We start from the raw sequence: 19,866 nt of genomic DNA, 5'->3' as shown, positions 1-19,866 counted from the left end.
GTAAAGCGCCCCCAACTAGAGAGAGAGTGAAGATATGAGCTTGAATCCTAGAGACTTCGTGATTGTCGACTTCGGTCGTACTCCGATGGGCCGCTCCAAGGGCGGCATGCACCGCAACACCCGCGCCGAAGACATGTCGGCGCACCTGATCAGCAAACTGCTGGAACGCAACGCCAAGGTTGATCCTGCAGAAGTCGAGGATGTGATCTGGGGCTGTGTAAACCAGACCCTGGAGCAGGGCTGGAACATTGCGCGCATGGCGTCGCTGATGACCCAGATCCCGCACACCTCGGCCGGTCAGACCGTCAGCCGTCTGTGTGGCTCGTCGATGAGTGCTCTGCACACTGCTGCGCAAGCGATCATGACCGGCAACGGTGACGTCTTCGTGGTTGGCGGCGTCGAGCATATGGGTCACGTGAGCATGATGCACGGTGTCGATCCGAACCCGCACATGTCGCTGTACGCGGCGAAAGCCTCGGGCATGATGGGCCTGACCGCTGAAATGCTTGGCAAAATGCACGGCATTACTCGCGAGCAGCAAGATGCTTTCGGCGTGCGTTCCCATCAGTTGGCCCACAAGGCTACTGTGGAAGGCAAGTTCAAAGACGAAATCATCCCGATGCAAGGCTATGACGAGAACGGTTTCCTGAAACTGTTCGACTACGACGAAACCATTCGTCCGGAAACCACCCTGGAAAGTCTGGCGGCCCTTAAGCCTGCCTTCAATCCAAAGGGCGGCACCGTGACTGCCGGTACTTCGTCGCAGATCACCGATGGTGCTTCGTGCATGATCGTGATGTCGGCGCAGCGTGCGCAGGACCTGGGAATCCAGCCGATGGCGGTGATCCGTTCGATGGCGGTGGCGGGTGTGGATCCGGCAATCATGGGCTATGGTCCAGTTCCGGCGACACAAAAAGCCCTGAAGCGCGCAGGCCTTGGCATCAACGATATCGACTTCTTCGAGCTCAACGAAGCTTTCGCCGCACAGGCTCTGCCAGTGCTGAAAGATCTGAAAGTACTCGACAAGATGAACGAGAAGGTTAACCTGCACGGCGGCGCGATCGCTCTGGGTCACCCGTTCGGTTGCTCCGGTGCGCGTATTTCCGGCACCCTGCTGAACGTGATGAAGCAGAATAGTGGCACCTTCGGGGTGGCCACTATGTGCATTGGTCTCGGCCAAGGCATCTCTACCGTCTTCGAACGCGTTTAAGCGTCTCGTCGATGGAAGCCGGGGCCAAGTGCCCCGGTTTTTGTTTTTGTGGATTTATTTTGTTTTTATTTTGAAAAAATTTGAGTGAGGGCCAAACCATGCCGATACAACCTGGGCTCTACCAACATTACAAAGGTCCGCAGTACCGTGTATTCAGTGTTGCGCGGCATTCCGAGACTGAAGAAGAAGTGGTCTTTTACCAAGCCCTGTATGGCGATTACGGCTTTTGGGTGCGTCCCTTGAGCATGTTTCTGGAGTCGGTCGAGGTTGACGGCGAGCAGGTGCCACGCTTTGCTTTGGTGCAAGCCGAACCGAGCCTTTTTTCCAAGGCCTGAGGCGAGTGCGCACAGAACCCTGTGCTTGACCTCACCTTGTATCAACTATATATAGCGGTGCCGCGTCAGGCGCCAACCGCCTTTCACTTCTAGAATTCAGGAATTTTCTGATCCATGGGCAAATCGCTGGTCATTGTGGAATCCCCGGCTAAGGCCAAGACCATCAACAAGTATCTGGGTAACCAATACGTGGTGAAGTCGAGTATCGGCCATATCCGAGACCTGCCCACCAGCGGTTCGGCTAGCGCCAGCAAAGAGCCAGCCGCCAAGCGCGGCAAGGCTGCCGCAGGCGAAGGTCCGGTGCTCACGCCGAAGGAGAAGGCGCGCAAGCAGCTCGTCTCGCGTATGGGTGTCGATCCCGATCATGGCTGGAAAGCCAAGTACGAGATCCTCCCGGGCAAAGAGAAGGTGATCGAAGAGCTGCGCAGGCTCGCCAAAGATGCTGACACCATCTATCTCGCAACCGACTTGGATCGCGAGGGGGAAGCCATTGCCTGGCACCTGCGCGAAGCCATCGGTGGTGACGACAGCCGCTACAAGCGCGTGGTGTTCAACGAAATCACCAAAAAGGCCATTCAGGAGGCCTTCTCCAAGCCGGGCGAGCTGGACATCGATCGTGTCAACGCTCAGCAGGCGCGTCGCTTCCTCGATCGCGTCGTTGGCTACATGGTCTCGCCGCTGCTGTGGGCCAAAATCGCCCGTGGCCTGTCCGCCGGTCGTGTGCAATCGGTTGCCGTGAAACTGGTGGTCGAGCGTGAGCGTGAAATCCGTGCGTTCAACCCGGAAGAGTACTGGGAAGTGCATGCCGATCTCGGCACCACCAAGGGATCGACAGTACGTTTCGAAGTTGCCCGCGAGAAAGGCGAAGCCTTCAAGCCGCTGAACGAAGCCCAGGCCATGGCCGCGCTGGAGAAGCTCAAATCTTCCAGCTACAGCATCGTCAAGCGCGAAGACAAACCGACCAGCAGCAAGCCGTCGGCACCGTTCATCACGTCTACGTTGCAACAGGCTGCGAGCAACCGCCTGGGCTTCGGCGTGAAGAAAACCATGATGATGGCCCAGCGTCTGTATGAAGCCGGCTACATCACTTATATGCGTACCGACTCGACCAACCTCTCGGCGGATGCCGTGACGATGGCGCGTGCTTATATCGAAGACGAGTTCGGCAAGAAATACCTGCCGGAAACGCCAAACGTCTACAGCAGCAAGGAAGGCGCACAAGAGGCTCACGAAGCGATTCGTCCGTCCGATGCCAATACCATTCCGAGCAAGCTTGCCGGCATGGAGCGTGATGCCGAGCGTCTCTACGAGCTGATCTGGCGCCAATTCCTGGCTTGCCAGATGCTGCCGGCGCAGTACCTGTCGACTACCGTGAGCGTAGGGGCCGGTGATTTCGAGCTGCGCGCCAAGGGTCGTATCCTCAAATTCGACGGTTACACCCGCGTCATGCCGCAAATTGCCAAACCTGGTGACGACGACGTGCTGCCCGATATGGCGCAGGGCGATGTGATGAAGCTGATCAAGCTTGATCCATCGCAGCACTTCACCAAGCCGCCGGCGCGTTACTCCGAAGCCAGTCTGGTGAAGGAAATGGAAAAGCGCGGCATCGGTCGTCCTTCGACCTACGCGGCGATTATTTCGACCATTCAGGATCGCGGTTACGTGACCCTGCATAACCGTCGTTTCTATTCGGAAAAGATGGGCGACATCGTTACCGAGCGTCTGTCGGAGAGTTTCTCGAACCTCATGGACTATGGCTTCACCGCCGGCATGGAAGAGAACCTCGATGACGTGGCCCAGGGCGAGCGCGACTGGAAAAACGTGCTGGACGAGTTCTACGGCGACTTCAAAAAGAAACTGGAAGTAGCCGAAAACCCTGAAAGCGGCATGCGTGCCAACCAGCCGGTCATGACTGACATTCCGTGCACGACTTGCGGCCGTCCGATGCAGATCCGTACCGCATCGACCGGTGTATTCCTCGGCTGCTCGGGCTACAGCCTGCCACCGAAAGAACGCTGCAAGGCCACTGTCAATCTGGTGCCGGGCGACGAGATCGCTGCGGACGACGAAGGTGAGTCGGAATCGCTGGTACTGCGTGGCAAACATCGCTGCCCGATCTGCAGCACGGCGATGGATGCTTACCTGCTCGACGAGAAGCGCAAGCTGCACATCTGCGGTAACAACCCGGATTGCGCGGGCTACGAAATCGAAGAAGGCAGCTATCGCATCAAGGGCTACGAAGGTCCGAGCCTGGAGTGCGACAAGTGCGGCAGCGAGATGCAGCTCAAGACTGGTCGTTTCGGCAAGTTCTTTGGTTGCACTAATCCGACCTGCAAAAATACCCGCAAGCTGCTGAAGAGCGGTGATGCGGCGCCGCCGAAGATGGATCCGGTGAAGATGCCTGAGCTGAAATGCGAAAAGGTTAACGACACCTACATCCTGCGTGACGGTGCGTCTGGTCTGTTCCTGGCGGCCAGTCAGTTCCCGAAAAACCGTGAGACCCGTGCTCCGCTGGTGATCGAGATTCTGCCGCACAAGGACGAAATCGATCCGAAGTACCACTTCCTGTGCGAAGCGCCGCAGAAGGATCCTGATGGTCTGCCAGCGGTGATCCGCTACAGCCGCAAGACCAAGGAGCAATACGTGCAGACCGAAGTCGACGGCAAGCCTACCGGTTGGAAGGCGTACTTCGACGGTGGTAGATGGACGGTTGAAGACAAGCGCTCTGCAAAGGCCAAGGCTGAGTAAGCGTTAGGCTGATACTGAAAAGGCCGCATGAGAACCTATGGGTTTTCATGCGGCCTTTTTGTTTTGTGCTTGCGGTGAGATCGGCTGATCCACGACACTGTCCGGCCTGTGTGAAGCAATTATTTCGTTGTGGAGACTGCCGTCATGGCCCACGAGTTCTATACCCGTACCAATCAGAAAATCTATTTCGCCGGCCTGTCGCTGGAAGCCTTGGCTCGGGCTGAAGAGGGGCGGGCGATGAACTCCTTGGCGCTGATTCAGGCTGGGCGCGAATCGGCGTTGTTCCACTTGTACGGCGCGCTGTTGGGTTTGTGTCACGAGATCGCCGGGTTCTATCGACTGCCGCAGGCCAATGCGCCACGGGCCGAGATGTTGCTGACACGCGAAGTGCTGGAGTCGATTGCCATTCCCGAGCTGGCTGAAATGGTTGAACTGGCGGGCAATCCGGAAACCTGGCTGGCAAAACTGTTGGCAGCGCATTCGGCGCTGTTCCAGCCGCCACGGGCGCCACGCAAGCCCAAGGGTGACGTCACACAGCCATTGATTCAGGCGGTTAACCTGGATGAGGAAGAGGCGCCGCAGGAGTTGAGTCGAGAGGAGCTTGAGAGTTGGCGGCAAAACCTCAAAGGTCTGGCCATTCGTTTTCGCGAAGGTTTGAACGAGTGCTGACGAGGATTGACACGGTGGCAATCTGAAACATGCTGCTGGTCAAGATCCCGAGCGAAGCCTGAATGATGTCTATATAATCCCTGCCTTTCGTGGAGAACAGACCTATATGCCAACGTCCTTTCTAGAAATTGTCGAGTTACCCGACGGCCGAATCGAACTGCGCAGGGCTGAGGACGAGGGTTCTTTGGTGACTCTGGATTTCTCCGAGGATGCCAAGACATTCCTGCAGGGCCAGCACGTGGAAATTGCCAAGGCGATGTTGAGCGTCGGCGTGCAGATGGCAGGCCGGATGATTGAAGGTGAGTTTGATAAGGAAGAAGGGCCTCGGGTTCTTCATTGATTCCCGACTGCTTTTGGTTCCTGTCGATACCGCTTCAGATCGGCTTCTCTATCCATGGAGAAGCCCTGCGCTTCAAACAGCGCACCAAACCAGCCAATCAACCCAATCGAATGTTCAGACTCTGAGCGTCGCCTGTGCGTGCAGCGCTGATCAGTTGTTGTCGTGAACTCGTGTTCAGTGGGTTGAGCCAAGTGACTACCGTATGGCTGCGACCTAGACGCAACGCTTCGCAGGCCAATTGATGAGCACTTTGTGTGCCTCTGGGTTGCAGCAGCAGAATGCGCTCGCGGTTCAGGCCTGCATCCCGCAACCATGATTGGGTCAGGCTGGCGGGTGGCGCAATCAGCGTCAGCCAGCGTGCGTCTTGATCGTCGCTCAATTCGCGAAGTATCGGGGCGAGCAGGTTCAGGCAGCTCCCGGTCGCACCGCGCAGTGACAGCTCACTGAATACTTCGGGTTCGGCATTCCAAGGGCGTTCGATCACGTCTTTCAGGATCGGCGCCATCGGTTGCGCCAGAAACGCATCGAATAAAGGCAGTTGTGTTTGCTGAGGTGTGTGTGGGAACTGCATAAAGCCTCCTTTAGCGGCGGATTACGCCGACACTCAAGCCTTCGATCACCAGTTCCTGATCTTTCAGGTCGACTTCGATGGGGGCAAATTCAGGGTTTTCTGCGATCAGCCAGACTTTGCTGCCTTCACGCTTGAAGCGTTTGACGGTCACTTCATCGCCAATGCGGGCGACGACAACCTGGCCATTACGCGCTTCACGGGTGGTGTGGACTGCCAGAAGGTCGCCGTCGAAAATGCCAATGTCCTTCATGCTCATGCCGTGCACGCGCAGCAGATAGTCGGCACGTGGGTGGAAGAACGCCGGATTGATGTTGCAGGATTCTTCGATGTGCTGCTGGGCAAGGATCGGCGCGCCGGCTGCGACTCGGCCGATGATGGGCAGGGTAGAGTCGTCGGCCTTGGCTTCGAAACCTGGGATTCGAATGCCGCGAGAAGCGCCCGGGGTCATTTCGATGGCGCCCTTGCGGGCCAGTGCCTTGAGGTGTTCTTCCGCAGCATTGGGCGATTTGAAACCCAGTTCCTGAGCGATTTCCGCGCGGGTCGGCGGGTAGCCATTGTCTTCGAGGCAACGTTTGATGAAGGCCAGAATCTCGGCTTGGCGTGGCGTCAGCTTTAGCATAATGATCGCTCTGTCTTTTTATACAGTGACTGGGATTATATACAGTGAAGCGGTCTTGGCAATGCCCGTTTTTTTGCAGGCCGCCGGACGGTCGGCAGACGTGCTTATTAATGCACTGGCCTTGTGTGGTTAAATAGCTGACCGACCATTCCCAAAACGAACAGGCAGGCTTGACAAGGCACAGGCTGAAACGTATGTTTCAAACAAGTGTTTGTCAGGCGGAGTAGCCATGGCCCAGTCGGAAACCGTTGAACGCATTCTTGATGCTGCCGAGCAGTTGTTCGCGGAGAAAGGTTTCGCTGAAACCTCATTGCGTTTGATTACCAGCAAGGCTGGCGTCAACCTGGCAGCGGTGAACTATCATTTCGGCTCCAAGAAAGCGCTGATTCAAGCCGTTTTCTCGCGATTCCTCGGGCCGTTCTGTATCAGCCTCGATAAGGAGCTGGAGCGACGCCAGGCCAAGCCTGAAAACAAGCCGACCCTCGAAGAGTTGCTGGAAATCCTTGTTGAGCAGGCGCTCGTGGTCCAGCCGCGCAGTGGCAATGATCTGTCGATCTTCATGCGGTTGCTCGGTTTGGCGTTCAGCCAAAGCCAGGGGCACCTGCGTCGTTATCTGGAAGACATGTACGGCAAGGTGTTCCGCCGTTACATGCTGCTGGTCAACGAGGCGGCGCCGCGCATTCCTCCGATAGAACTGTTTTGGCGCGTGCACTTCATGCTCGGTGCGGCGGCGTTCAGCATGTCCGGCATCAAGGCTTTGCGTGCGATCGCAGAGACCGATTTCGGCGTTAACACCTCCATCGAACAAGTCATGCGCCTGATGGTGCCGTTCCTTGCCGCAGGCATGCGCGCAGAGACCGGCGTCACCGACGCTGCCATGGCCACCGCGCAGTTGCGCCCGCGCAGCAAATCAATGCCGGTAGCCGCCAAGGTTTGACCGCACACGGGTGGGCGCGGCAGCTTGTATCCGCTAAGCTAGCCGCCCATGCCGACTCTCGTTCTGAACCCGTTCTCTATCGATATCGCTGACCTGCCGGGCACTGCCTTCGGTGGCGATCTCGTGCGCAACGGGTTTTTCGTTTTCAAGGAATCTCTATGACTGCTGGCCTGCAAGGCTCGTTGATGGTGGACGTCGCCGGTACCTGGCTGACGGCCGAAGATCGCCAATTGTTGCGCCAGCCCGAAGTGGGCGGCCTGATCATTTTTGCCCGCAATATCGAGCATCCGCGTCAGGTGCGTGAACTCAGCGCGGCGATCCGTGCGATTCGTCCGGATCTGCTGCTGGCGGTGGACCAGGAGGGCGGCCGCGTGCAGCGTCTGCGTCAAGGCTTTGTGCGCCTGCCGGCCATGCGCGCCATCGCCGACAATCCGAACGCCGAATATCTGGCCGAGCAGTGCGGCTGGATCATGGCCACCGAGGTGCTGGCGGTCGGACTCGACCTGAGTTTCGCCCCGGTGCTCGATCTGGATTACCAACGCAGCGCCGTGGTTGGCACGCGTTCGTTCGAAGGAGATGCAGAGCGCGCCGCTCTGCTCGCCGGAGCCTTCATCCGTGGCATGAACAGCGCCGGGATGGCCGCCACCGGCAAGCACTTCCCTGGTCACGGCTGGGCCGAAGCGGACTCTCATGTCGCGATCCCCAACGATGAGCGAAGCCTCGACGAAATCCGCGCCAACGACCTCGTACCCTTCGCCAGACTCAGCAAGCATCTGGCTGCGGTCATGCCAGCCCACGTTATCTACCCGCAAGTCGATTCGCAGCCCGCCGGTTTCTCCCGCCGCTGGTTGCAGGACATCCTGCGCGGCGAGTTGCAGTTTGACGGCGTGATCTTCAGCGACGATCTGTCGATGGCCGGCGCCCATGTGGTCGGCGACGCCGCCAGTCGTATCGAAGCGGCACTCAGTGCCGGTTGCGACATGGGCCTGGTGTGCAACGACCGCGCCGCCGCCGAGTTGGCCCTGAGCGCCGCACAACGGATGAAGGTCAAGCCATCAGCGCGCATCGCGAGGATGCGTGGTCAGGCGTTCGCCAGCACCGACTACCGTCAGGATCCGCGTTGGCTCACCGCTATCGGCGCGCTGAAAGAAGCTCAACTGATCGATTGAGGATTTTTCGTTATGACGGTTTACGCAATCATCGGTGGCACCGGCCTGACCCAGCTTGAAGGTCTGAGCATTCGCCAATCGCTGGCGGTGGACACCCCTTACGGCGCGCCGTCGGCCGACGTGCAAATCGGCGAATATGCCGGCAAGGAAGTGCTGTTCCTTGCCCGTCACGGCCACCCGCATCGTTTCCCGCCGCACAAGGTCAACTACCGCGCCAATCTGTGGGCGCTGAAGCAGGCAGGTGCCGAAGCGATCATTGCGGTCAATGCCGTTGGCGGGATTCATCCGGCGATGGGCACCGGGCATTTCTGCGTGCCACATCAGATCGTCGATTACACCAGCGGGCGCGAGCACACTTACTTCGCCGATGATCTGGAACATGTCACCCACATCGATTTCAGCTTCCCCTACAGCGAGCCGCTGCGTCAGCAATTGATTGCTGCGGTGGCCGCCGAAGGTTGCGAGTACAGCGATCAGGGTGTTTACGCCTGTACCCAAGGCCCACGCCTGGAGACTGTTGCGGAGATCGTGCGTCTGGAGCGTGATGGTTGCGACATCGTTGGCATGACCGGTATGCCGGAAGCGGCACTGGCTCGTGAGCTGGATCTGGATTACGCCTGTTTGGCGTTGGTGGTGAATCCGGCAGCTGGCAAGACCGCCGAAGTGATCACCATGGCCGAGATCGAGCAGGCGTTGCATGACGGGCTGGGGAAGGTGAAGTCGGCGTTGGCGCGGTTGTTGGCCGGCTGAAGGGGTGATAAACGCCATGACGACAATCATCAGTCAGCTTCACTCGCTGCCGTGGACTGAGGCATTCAGCCGTAATGCTCTGGCCAAGGCTCGCGATTACGCCATCGAGGATAGGATAGAAATCCATTTAGTCGATGACGAGATGATTGAGGCGGCCTGCGCGGGTTCTGAAAACTACGTCTATCAACAGATCATCTACTTGATTAAAGATCAGCAGGAGCAATTCGGTCTGCGTTGCTTTTGCTCCTGTCCGGTCGAGATCAACTGCAAGCACAGCGCGGCGGTGCTCTTTCACTTGCAGGCTCGCGCCGATAAAGCGCCTGAAAGTGATGCCCCGGTTCAACTGAGCCGATCACTGGAACATTGGCTCTCCAGTATTCCTGTGGCGACCCAGCAGACTGAAGAAACCTCGCAAGCGGCCAGTACGCGGCTCTTTTACAAACTCAATGCAACACCGGTGCCGGGCAAGTGGCTGGTAGAAATCTTCAAGGTCTACCAGCTCAAGAGCGGAGAGCTGCGCGACGTCAAACCGTTGTTCTCGCTATCAGACATGCTGATGCGTCAGCCCGGTTATCTGACCGAACTTGATCTGCGAATTGCCAGGCTGCTCGTGGCCATGCACTCCCATCATGCCTATTACAGTGGCTATCCGCTGGAGGGCAGCAGTGGCGCCGAACTGCTCGAAATGCTGTTGAAAACGTCGCGCCTGTATCTGGATTTTGAAGAGTTGCAGCCGCTGACTGCGGGCGCCAGAAGAAGCGCGCAGTTTGCCTGGGCCGAACAAGCCAATGGCAGTTTTCGCCCGCAATGGAGCAGCGATGAGGCGTCGGTGGAAACCGTACTCGCGCTGGAGCCGCTGTATTATCTGGATCGCGAGCGGCACCACATCGGCCCGCTGTTTAACGAGCTCGATGAGAAACTCGCCTGTCATTTGGCATTGGCACCAGAGATTCCGGCCCGCCAAGCGATGCAGTTCAGCCATAGGATGAGTGCGGCAACGCAAGTGGCCCCGCCGCACCAGCTCACGGAGCGGATCGTCGATGATGTGTTGCCCAAGGCTCATTTGACCCTCGCCAGCGGCAAACGCTACACGCGCTGGCAGTACGAACCCGAGCACCGTGCAGCTTTGCTGTTCACCTACGACGGTCATCCCGTCCAGGATCGCAACCCGCAGGTGATGGTTCTTGCGGGCGTTGAAACCCTGCGTATTCAGCGTCAGCCTGCTGCCGAAAAAGCCCTGCGTCAGCAGCTACAGAAACACGGCTTCAAGAAGGCCACGCGCAAAAGCAGCGTTGATCATCCGGGTGAGAGATTTGACCTGCCCGATGATTCAACGTGGCTCACCTTTGCTCAAAATGGCATTCCCGCATTGCGCGAGGCAGGCTGGCAGATTGACGTCAGCAAGAACTTCCATTTCAACGTAGAGCCGGTCGAGCATTGGTACGCCGAGGTTGAGGAAGAGTCGGGACGGCAGTGGTTTGATTTGCAATTAGGGATTGTCGTTAACGGCGAACGCCACAGCCTGTTGCCGATTTTTCTGCACCTGTTGCGCACTCATCCACTGCTTCTCGATCCAGCCAGACTCGCTCAACGCGGTGATGATGAGCTGCTGTTGGTCGAGTTGGGTGCCGGTCGCTTCAGCAATAACATCAGTGGCAAAGTCGCGCTGCCTTTTGGCCGGGTCAAACCGCTGATGGCCACGCTCAGTGAATTGTATCTGGGCAATCATCTCGGCGATAAATTGCGCTTGAGTGCTCCCGATGCAGCGCGCCTGAGTTTGCTTGAAGGTGTGTCGCTCGATTGGCAGGGTGGCGAGCGGCTGCGCAATTTTGCCAAGCGCCTGCGTGAGTCAACTCATACGCAAGTCGACGCGCCGGCCGGACTCAATGCGCAGATGCGACCTTATCAGCTCGAAGGCCTCAACTGGATGCAAACCCTGCGCGAGCTGGAGGTTGGCGGCATTCTCGGTGACGATATGGGGCTGGGTAAAACCTTGCAAACCCTGGCTCACCTGTTGACTGAAAAGCAGGCCGGGCGGCTTGATCATCCGGCGTTGGCCGTGATGCCCACCAGTCTGATCCCCAACTGGCTGGACGAGGCCCTGCGTTTCACGCCGCAGTTGAAGGTGCTGGCGCTGCATGGCACCGCGCGGAAAAAAGACTTCGCCACTTTTGCCGAATACGATTTGGTGCTGACCACTTACGCCTTGCTGCCAAGGGATCTTGAAGTTCTGCAGCCGCAGCTATGGAGCGTGCTGATTCTAGATGAGGCGCAGAACATCAAAAATCCGCTTAGCAAGGCTGCTCAAGCCGCGCGTGATTTGCAGGCCCGTCAGCGCTTGTGCTTGAGCGGCACGCCGATGGAAAACCATTTGGGTGAGCTGTGGTCGCAGTTCCACTTCTTGATGCCGGGTTGGCTCGGCGACAGCAAATCCTTCAATCGCGACTACCGCACGCCGATTGAAAAGCACGGCAACGCCGAGCGCATGCAGCATCTGACGGCGCGGATAAAACCCTTTTTACTGCGCCGCAAAAAGGATCAGGTGGCAACCGAGTTGCCGCCGAAAACCGAGATTGTCCATTGGGTTGATCTGAGCGACGGCCAGCGCGATGTCTATGAAACGGTTCGTGTGGCAATGGACAAAAAAGTGCGCGACGAAATTGCCCGCAGTGGCGTGGCGCGCAGTCAGATCATCATTCTGGATGCCTTGCTCAAGCTGCGTCAGGTCTGTTGCGACTTACGCCTGATCAACATGCCGTTGACGGCAAAGGCGCTGCGCTCCGGGAGTGGCAAGCTGGTCAGCCTGATGGAAATGCTCGAAGAGTTGCTGGGCGAGGGGCGCAGGATCCTGCTGTTCTCCCAGTTCACCTCGATGCTGGCCTTGATCGAGCAAGAGTTGCAGCAACGTGACATTGCCTATTCGTTGCTGACCGGTGAAACCACGGATCGGCGCACACCGGTGAAGGATTTTCAGGGCGGCAAGGTGCCGCTGTTTCTGATCAGTCTGAAGGCTGGGGGTACCGGTTTGAATCTGACCGCTGCGGACACGGTTATCCACTTCGACCCTTGGTGGAACCCGGCGGTGGAAAATCAGGCAACCGATCGTGCGTATCGAATCGGGCAAAACAATCCGGTGTTCGTTTACAAGCTGATAGCTCGTGGCACGGTAGAGGAAAAAATACAGGCGTTGCAGCAGGAGAAGGCTGCATTGGCTGGGGCGGTGCTCGAGGGTGGCACGACGGGGGGATGGAAATTGGAGCAGAGCGACATCGAGGCATTATTTGCGCCGTTGCCTGTTGCCAAGGGTTGATTGCCTAAGCCTGATACCAATATTTGATGGCCCCATCGCTGGCAAGCCAGCGATAGCTATTTAACAGGCGACGAACATCTCAGCGCTTGTCGAGCTTATCCGGCAACGGCGCAAACAACGCTTCAATATCGTCATTCTGCAATTTCCAGTCGCCAGCCTTGCGTCCATCCAGAACGCCCGCAGCCAAGTCGGACTTTTCCTTCTGCAGATGCTGAATCTTCTCTTCGACCGTGCCCCGGGCAATCATCTTGTAGACGAACACCGGTTTCTCCTGGCCGATCCGATACGCGCGGTCAGTCGCTTGATTCTCGGTCGCCGGGTTCCACCACGGATCGTAGTGAATCACCGTATCCGCTTCGGTCAGGTTCAGACCTACGCCGCCGGCTTTCAGGCTGATCAGAAAGATCTGACGCTTGCCGCTCTGAAATTCCTTCACCGGCGTGCGCCTATCCCGGGTTTGGCCGGTCAATAAGGCGTAAGCGACATTGCGTTTTTTCAACTCGTTCTCGATCAGTGACAGCATCGAAGTGAACTGCGAAAACAGCAGAATCCGCCGACCCTCTTCGAACAACTCCTCAAGCATTTCCATCAGGCTGTCGAGCTTGCCCGAGGTGCTGCCGCGGGCGGGCAGGGTGGCGTCGTTGACCAGGCGCAAATCACAGCAGACCTGACGCAACTTGAGCAACGCCTCAAGAATGATGATCTGGCTGCGCGCTACCCCTTTGCGCGTGATCTCGTCGCGGACTTTCTTGTCCATGGCCAAACGCATGGTTTCGTACACGTCGCGTTGGGCTTCGTTGAGATCGACCCAATGGATGATTTCAGTCTTCGGCGGCAGTTCGGTGGCCACCTGCTCTTTGGTGCGGCGCAGCAGAAACGGCTTTATCCGACCGTTGAGGTGCTGAAGTCTGACATCACTGCCGCGCTTTTCAATCGGCACTCGGTAATCGGCGTTGAAGCTTTTGACGTCGCCGAGCCAGCCGGGCAGCAGGAAGTGAAACAGCGACCACAGTTCGCCGAGGTGATTCTCCAGTGGCGTACCGCTCAGGCACAGGCGCTGGCGCGCATTCAGTTCACGGGCCGCTTGAGCGGCTTTGCTGTTCGGGTTTTTGATGTATTGCGCTTCATCCAGCACCAACACATGCAGCGGCTGTTTGGCCAGAATCTCGACGTCCTTGGGCAGCAGCGCGTAGGTGGTCAGGATCAAGTCGAAGTTGGCCAAATGCTCGAAGTGCTTCTTGCGGCTGGCGCCATACAGCGCCACGACTTTCAGTTGCGGCGTAAAGTGCGCCGCTTCATCGAGCCAGTTCGGAATCAGGCTGGTAGGCATCACCACCATGCACGGCCGATCCAGGCGTCCAGCGTTTTTCTCGCTAAGAATATGCGCCAGAGTCTGTAGGGTTTTGCCCAGGCCCATGTCATCCGCAAGAATCCCACCGACTTCCAGTTGCCGCAGCGATTGCATCCAGCTCAAGCCTTCAAGCTGATAGGGGCGCAGCGTCGCGTTCAGGCCTTCCGGCGCTTCTGTGCTGAAATCACGGATGTCGCGCAGGCGCTGGGCGAACGTGCGGATCTGCTCGCCGCCTTCCCAAAGCAGCGGAATGCCTTCCAGCGAATTCAGGCGTGTGGCGTCGGCCTTGCTCAGGCGCAGGGTGGTTTCGCCGGGCTCTTGCAGATAGAACTCGCCCAGGGTCGCCAGCACCGGTTTCAGTCGGCCCAGCGGAAGCGCAACCTGCAACGGCCCGTGTTCGATATTGCGTTGGGGGACATTGACCAGAATCAGCTCGTCGTCGCGCCGGCGCGCGAGGCGTTCCGGATTGAGAATCTCGGCGTGCGAGCGCATCAGATTGAGCAGAATCGGTAGCAGGCTCAGGCGCTCGCCGTTGACGATGATGCCCAGTTCCAGATCAAACCAGTCGCGCTCCGGTGCCTGTTCGACGGTGGCGTACCAATCATCGACTGCGGTCAGGTCGAAGCCGAACTCCTCATCGATCTGCAATTCCCAGCCTTGCGTGCGCAGCTTTGGCAGATCGTTGAGGGTAAAGGTCAGCCATGCGCTGTCATTGACCATCTCGTAGAGTTCGCCGGCGCTTTCCGGGAGTGCTTTGCTTTGGCGCGTGGCGATGCGGAAACCGAGGATTCGTAACTGTTCGCGGTAGGACTGTTCGACTTCCGGATGGCGTTTTATCCGCAGCGTCTGGGTTTCCTGACGAATCAGGATGTCGCTGTTTTTCTGCCCGCTGACGTATTCGTCCAGATAACTGAACGACAGCGCCGCGCGATGTTGAATGTAGCGCTGCATCTTGCCGTTGCGCGGCTCGAAAGCGCTGAACTCGACACTCGCCAGCCACAGGCGCGGTATCGGTTGCACGTTGTCGACCAACACCTGCGGCGGCGCTTTCGGGCTGCGGTTTTCCAACACGGCCTGAAGTTTTTCCAGTAGTTCGGCGTCTTTGGCGGCGGCGGGGTAGTCGAGGGTTTCCTGGATTTTCAGCAGCACCGCTGCGCAGTGCTTGCAGTTGCTGCGAACCGGGCAAGTGCATGCCGCGTCGACCAGCAGCAAAGTGCTTTTTGCCGACTCGCGCAGTTGAATGGTCTGACGGTAGACGTTACCGCCGGAGCCTTCGCAACTGGCTGTAATGGTCGCATCGCCGACCTGGGCGATGCGTACCCGGTTTTCCAAAGCGTAGCGGCGGCCACGCTCCAGGCTCTGTTCCTTGAATCGGCTGACCCAGGAGGGTGCCAACGGTTTGCTCAGGGGCGCGGACATAAGGACTTCGGTCAGTCCGGAATGGCTTCAGGCGCTTCCCGTGGCGCAGGCGCCGTCAGGGAAGTGATCTTGATCAGCAGGGCCAGGTGGCCGTTGTCGAGATAATTGAGTTGGCCGTTTTTGGTGTGACTGTCCTGTTTCAGGCGCTCACTGGCGGTGACCATACCGTTGCTGTCGATCTGATTGACCCAGAAGTCGGCAGCCACGTCGGTGAAACGCCCGAGTTTCATCTCAAGCGTGCCCTCGATCGGGAACTGGCCGAACTGTTCCTGGCCGTCGCTGACCGCTACTTTCGCAGGTGCCTCGCCAAGGGTTTGCTGCCAGGCCTTGTGCATCAACACGCTGTACTCCCCGCTGGCAGTGAGTTTTGCGGCAACTTCACCCAGTGCGGGCGTGCGCTTGGTTTCATCGCCAAGTCGTTGTGCGCCGGCGGCCCAGTCTTCCGGCGCGGCGCGGCTGACAATGGCGGGTACAGCGTTCTGACGGACCAGAATCATTTCGACCTGATACGTGTCATCGGCAAATGCCGTGGGTGCTACCAAAGTCAGTAGCAAAGTCAGTGAGCGAAACAGGCGCATGCGGCGTCCTTTCAAGCAGTTTTCGGAATGAGGCGCTCGAACAGCGCCTCTACAGTATTAAAGCGCTCTTCCGGGCGCTCCATCGGCACCTGAAACTTGAACATCGTGGCGCCTTCGAATTTGTAGCGTTTGGGCTGGCTCTGGATCAGTTTGATCAAGGTCATCGGGTCGACCGGCGTCTGCGCGGCGAACTCGATACGGCCACCTTGCGGGCCGCCATCGACCTTCTTGATGCCCAGCTGTTCGGCCTGCAGTTTCAAGGCCGTGATGCGCACCAGATTTTTGGTCGGTTCCGGCAGCAGGCCGAAGCGGTCGATCATTTCCACTTGCAGATCCTTCAGGCCTTCCTCATCGGTGGCCGAGGCGATGCGCTTGTACAGGATCAGACGGGCGTGGACGTCCGGGAGATAGTCTTCCGGAATCAGTGCCGGAACCCGCAGGTTGACCTCCGGGCCACCGCCGAGCGGTTGATCGAGGTTCGGCTGCTCGCCCTTACGGATTGACTTCACCGCGCGCTCGAGCATTTCCATGTACAGCGTAAAGCCCACAGCCTGAATCTGGCCGCTCTGACCATCCCCAAGCAATTCGCCGGCGCCACGGATTTCCAGATCGTTGGTGGCCAGCACGAAACCGGCACCGAGATCCTGGGTATTGGCAATCGCCTCCAGACGTTTTTCCGCGTCCGAAGTGATTTGCTGGCGCGGCGGTGTCAGCAGATAAGCATAAGCCTGGTGGTGACTGCGACCGACGCGACCGCGCAACTGGTGCAGTTGCGCCAGGCCGAACTTGTCGGCGCGCTCGATGATGATGGTGTTGGCGCTCGGCACGTCGATGCCGGTCTCGATGATGGTCGAGGCGATCAGCACGTTGAAGCGCTTGTGATAGAAGTCGCTCATCACCTGTTCGAGTTCGCGCTCGCGCATCTGCCCGTGACCGATGCCGATCCGCGCTTCCGGCACCAGTTCGGCCAAATCGGCGGCGCATTTCTCGATGGTCTTCACATCGTTGTGCAAGTAGTAAACCTGACCGCCACGCAACAGTTCACGGAGCAGGGCTTCTTTGACCGTACTCTTGTTCTGTTCCATAACGAAGGTGCGCACCGACAGGCGTCGGGCCGGCGGCGTAGCGATGATCGACAGGTCGCGCATGCCCGACACCGCCATGTTCAGCGTGCGCGGAATCGGCGTAGCGGTCAGGGTGAGGATGTCGACTTCGCTGCGCAGGGCCTTGAGCTGTTCTTTCTGGCGCACACCAAAGCGGTGTTCTTCGTCGATGATTACCAGGCCAAGGTTTTTGATCTTCACATCGTCGGAAAGCAGCTTGTGCGTGCCGATGACGATGTCGATCTTGCCTTCTGCCAGATCAGCGATTGCAGCATTTACTTCCTTGGTCGATTTGAAGCGGCTCATCACTTCCACGGTCACCGGCCAGTCGGCGAAGCGGTCGCGGAAGCTGTTGTAGTGTTGCTGAGCGAGCAGGGTGGTCGGCACCAGAATCGCCACCTGGCGGCCGCCGTGCACGGCGATGAACGCCGCACGCATGGCCACTTCGGTCTTGCCGAAACCAACGTCGCCGCAGACCAGACGATCCATCGGTTTCGGCGCGAGCATGTCTTCGCGCACGGCTTCGATGGTGGACTGCTGGTCCGGGGTTTCTTCGAACGGGAAGCCTGCGCTGAACGTTGCGTAGTCGGCCTTCGGGTCGGCGAACGCATAGCCTTCGCGAGCGGCGCGGCGGGCATAAATGTCGAGCAGTTCGGCGGCGACGTCACGCACCTGTTCAGCGGCTTTGCGCTTGGCTTTCTGCCAGGTCTCGGAGCCGAGGCGGTGCAGCGGGGCCAGCGCATCGTCACTGCCGGTGTAACGGGCGATCAAGTGCAGGTTGGCGACCGGCACGTAGAGTTTGGCGTTCTCGGCGTATTCGAGCGTGAGGAACTCGGCAGCCTGATTGTCGATTTCCAGAATCGTCAGGCCCAGATAACGACCGACACCGTGGTCAATGTGCACCACCGGTGCGCCTTCACGCAGCTCGGTGAGGTTCTTGATCACCGCATCGTTGTTGCCGTCGGCACGCTTCTCGCGGCGACGACGCTGCATCACGCGTTGACCGAACAGCGGACTTTCCGCGACCAGTGCCAGCGCCGGATCGTCGAGCATCAAGCCTTCGTCGAGCGGGGCGATGGTGATTGCCAGGCGATCCTTGCTCGCGACGAAGTCCGGCCAGCTGTCGACGGTTTTCGGCCTCAGCTTCAAGCGTTCGAGCAACTCCAGCAGGACTTCGCGACGTCCCGCCGATTCGGCGGTGAACAACACGCGGCCGGGGAATTCGTCGAGGAAGGTCGAAAGTGCCGCCAACGGTTGTGTGGCTTTGGCTTCGATTGCCAGGTTCGGCAGTGCCTGCGCCGGGAAGCGTTCGCGGCCGACCCCGGTTTCCACGTCCTGCTGACTGGCAACTACGCGTGGCCAGTTCTTGAGTCGTGCAAAGCAGTCTTCCACCGGCAGGAACAATTCCGCAGGAGGCAATAGAGGACGCGATGGATCGACGCGGCGTTCTTCATAACGGTTACGCACGTCGTTCCAGAAATTCTCAGCCGCTTGCTCAATGCCTGGCAGCGAGAACACTTGCGTGTCCTGGGGCAGGTAATCGAACAGGGTTGAGGTTTCGTCGAAGAACAGCGGCAGGTAGTACTCGATACCGGCCGGGGTGATACCGCTGCTCAAATCCTGAAAGATCGGGCAGCGCCGGAAGTCGACGTCAAAACGCTCGCGGAAACGCGCCTTGAAGCGAGTGACCGCATCTTTTTGCAGCGGGAACTCACGTGCCGGCAGCAGCTTGACCGAATCGACCTTGTCGATGGAACGCTGGTTTTCCGGATCGAAAGTGCGCAGGGTTTCGATTTCGTCATCGAACAGGTCAATGCGATACGGCAGCTTGCTGCCCATCGGGAAGAGATCGATCAGCGCGCCGCGAACCGTGAATTCACCGTGCTCATAGACGGTGTCGACGTAGCGATAGCCACTGGCTTCAAGTCGCGAACGCATTTGCTCGACATCGAGCTTCTGGCCGACGTCCAGTACCAGGCTGCTGCCGAGCAGGAATTTGGTCGGCGCCAGACGATGCAGGGCCGTGGTGATCGGCACCACCAGTACGCCATGCGCCAGTTCCGGCAGCCTGTACAGGCTGGCGATGCGCTGGGAAATGATGTCCTGGTGCGGCGAAAACAGATCGTACGGCAGGGTTTCCCAGTCGGGGAAATGCAGAACGGGCAAATCCGGGGCGAAGAAACTCAGCTCCTGTTCCAGCCGTTCGGCACTCTGGCTGTCGGCGGTCAGTAGCAGGGTGAAGCGCTTGGCAGCGCTGGCAGCCTCGGCAATCGCCAGGCTCAGGGCGGCACCGGGCAGATTGCCCCAGTGCTGTTTACCTGCCTCGGCAGGGAGAAGCGGTAGACGCAGAACAGGCACGGAAGGTTGAGCTCCAGGCGTTGCGACAAAGTCGGTAATTGTAGCGGCGTCCGATGCTGCCTGTCAGTTGCAGACTGCGTCTATCTTCACTGTTTGCGCAAAATGTAGTGGTAACCATAAAAAAGGGCACTTTTTTTGGGGTTATGTAGTGCCGAAACGGGGTGGTGTTACGGAGGGTTACAGACATCGTCTAACAGTCGTCGAAAAATTGACTGTGCTGGAGGCCCCGGTTTTACTGGGCTGGCGAGGGGCGTAATTTTTTTGAACGGAATTTTGTTACCGATTGCGCGACAAGCGCGCATTGCTACAAGAGGCTCGCGGCGGCATAATGTAGCCCCTTTTTTCTGCCCCTACATGTGGAAGGTTCCCGTGACTCAGAAGCCCGACCAGTGTCTTGGT

14 protein-coding genes are annotated in these 19,866 nt (G+C 58.5%); 9 read left to right on the top strand and 5 right to left on the bottom strand.

Features of this window, described 5'->3' with window-relative positions; genetic code table 11:
• Nucleotides 1-34: 34 nt before the first annotated feature.
• From fadA to ACIOVB_RS23990, 5 genes are all read left to right on the top strand, one after another.
• Entirely contained in the window at nt 35-1,210 is a 1,176-nt protein-coding gene (fadA, locus tag ACIOVB_RS24010; RefSeq protein ID WP_401271873.1) for an acetyl-CoA C-acyltransferase FadA, read from the top strand.
• Nucleotides 1,211-1,308: 98 nt separating this feature from the next.
• A complete protein-coding gene (locus tag ACIOVB_RS24005; protein ID WP_007910467.1) occupies nt 1,309-1,545 on the top strand; it encodes a DUF1653 domain-containing protein in 237 nt (78 codons plus the stop codon).
• 114 nt (nt 1,546-1,659) lie between these two features.
• Entirely contained in the window at nt 1,660-4,293 is a 2,634-nt protein-coding gene (gene topA / locus ACIOVB_RS24000; protein ID WP_401271872.1) for a type I DNA topoisomerase, read from the top strand.
• Between the two features lie 144 nt (nt 4,294-4,437).
• Nucleotides 4,438-4,962, top strand: coding sequence for a DUF6586 family protein (locus ACIOVB_RS23995; RefSeq protein ID WP_401271871.1), 525 nt, complete (start codon nt 4,438-4,440; stop codon nt 4,960-4,962).
• Nucleotides 4,963-5,068: 106 nt separating this feature from the next.
• Nucleotides 5,069-5,302, top strand: coding sequence for a hypothetical protein (locus ACIOVB_RS23990; protein WP_008082203.1), 234 nt, complete (start codon nt 5,069-5,071; stop codon nt 5,300-5,302).
• A 97-nt stretch (nt 5,303-5,399) separates the two neighbouring features.
• On the opposite strand, the gene sulA is transcribed toward ACIOVB_RS23990, so the two are convergent.
• Entirely contained in the window at nt 5,400-5,873 is a 474-nt protein-coding gene (sulA, locus tag ACIOVB_RS23985) for an SOS-induced cell division inhibitor SulA (protein ID WP_401271870.1), read from the bottom strand.
• 10 nt (nt 5,874-5,883) lie between these two features.
• Nucleotides 5,884-6,492, bottom strand: a complete 609-nt coding sequence (gene lexA / locus ACIOVB_RS23980; RefSeq protein ID WP_003226590.1) for a transcriptional repressor LexA — start codon at nt 6,490-6,492, stop codon at nt 5,884-5,886.
• A 229-nt stretch (nt 6,493-6,721) separates the two neighbouring features.
• On the opposite strand from lexA, the gene ACIOVB_RS23975 reads away from it, so the two are divergent.
• The 4 genes from ACIOVB_RS23975 to ACIOVB_RS23960 all read left to right on the top strand — a co-directional run bounded on the left by ACIOVB_RS23975 (nt 6,722) and on the right by ACIOVB_RS23960 (nt 12,658).
• The gene (locus tag ACIOVB_RS23975; protein WP_401271869.1) at nt 6,722-7,429 is read left to right on the top strand and encodes a TetR/AcrR family transcriptional regulator; all 708 of its coding nucleotides are present in this window, start codon (nt 6,722-6,724) and stop codon (nt 7,427-7,429) included.
• A gap of 158 nt (nt 7,430-7,587) precedes the next feature.
• On the top strand, nt 7,588-8,598 hold the full coding sequence (gene nagZ, locus ACIOVB_RS23970; protein ID WP_401271868.1) for a beta-N-acetylhexosaminidase: 1,011 nt from the start codon (nt 7,588-7,590) through the stop codon (nt 8,596-8,598).
• Nucleotides 8,599-8,610: 12 nt separating this feature from the next.
• Complete coding sequence (locus ACIOVB_RS23965; protein ID WP_401271867.1) at nt 8,611-9,348, top strand: S-methyl-5'-thioinosine phosphorylase; 738 nt, start codon at nt 8,611-8,613, stop codon at nt 9,346-9,348.
• Between the two features lie 16 nt (nt 9,349-9,364).
• On the top strand, nt 9,365-12,658 hold the full coding sequence (locus tag ACIOVB_RS23960) for an SNF2-related protein (RefSeq protein ID WP_401271866.1): 3,294 nt from the start codon (nt 9,365-9,367) through the stop codon (nt 12,656-12,658).
• 79 nt (nt 12,659-12,737) lie between these two features.
• Here the strand turns inward: ACIOVB_RS23960 and ACIOVB_RS23955 are convergent, their stop codons facing one another.
• The 3 genes from ACIOVB_RS23955 to mfd are packed head-to-tail and all read right to left on the bottom strand — an operon-like array spanning nt 12,738 to nt 19,467.
• Nucleotides 12,738-15,428 (bottom strand): DEAD/DEAH box helicase, encoded by a 2,691-nt coding sequence (locus ACIOVB_RS23955; protein ID WP_401271865.1) that lies wholly within the window; start codon nt 15,426-15,428, stop codon nt 12,738-12,740.
• 11 nt (nt 15,429-15,439) lie between these two features.
• Entirely contained in the window at nt 15,440-16,006 is a 567-nt protein-coding gene (locus ACIOVB_RS23950) for a CsiV family protein (protein WP_187677527.1), read from the bottom strand.
• A gap of 11 nt (nt 16,007-16,017) precedes the next feature.
• Nucleotides 16,018-19,467: a transcription-repair coupling factor gene (mfd, locus tag ACIOVB_RS23945; protein WP_187677528.1), complete on the bottom strand. Its 3,450-nt coding sequence runs from the start codon at nt 19,465-19,467 to the stop codon at nt 16,018-16,020.
• Between the last annotated feature and the right edge of the window lie 399 nt (nt 19,468-19,866).

Source organism: Pseudomonas sp. NPDC087639 (genome assembly GCF_044743385.1).
Lineage (GTDB): Bacteria > Pseudomonadota > Gammaproteobacteria > Pseudomonadales > Pseudomonadaceae > Aquipseudomonas.
Note: the sequence above shows the minus strand (reverse complement) of the source record. Positions and strands in the feature narration are given on the sequence as shown.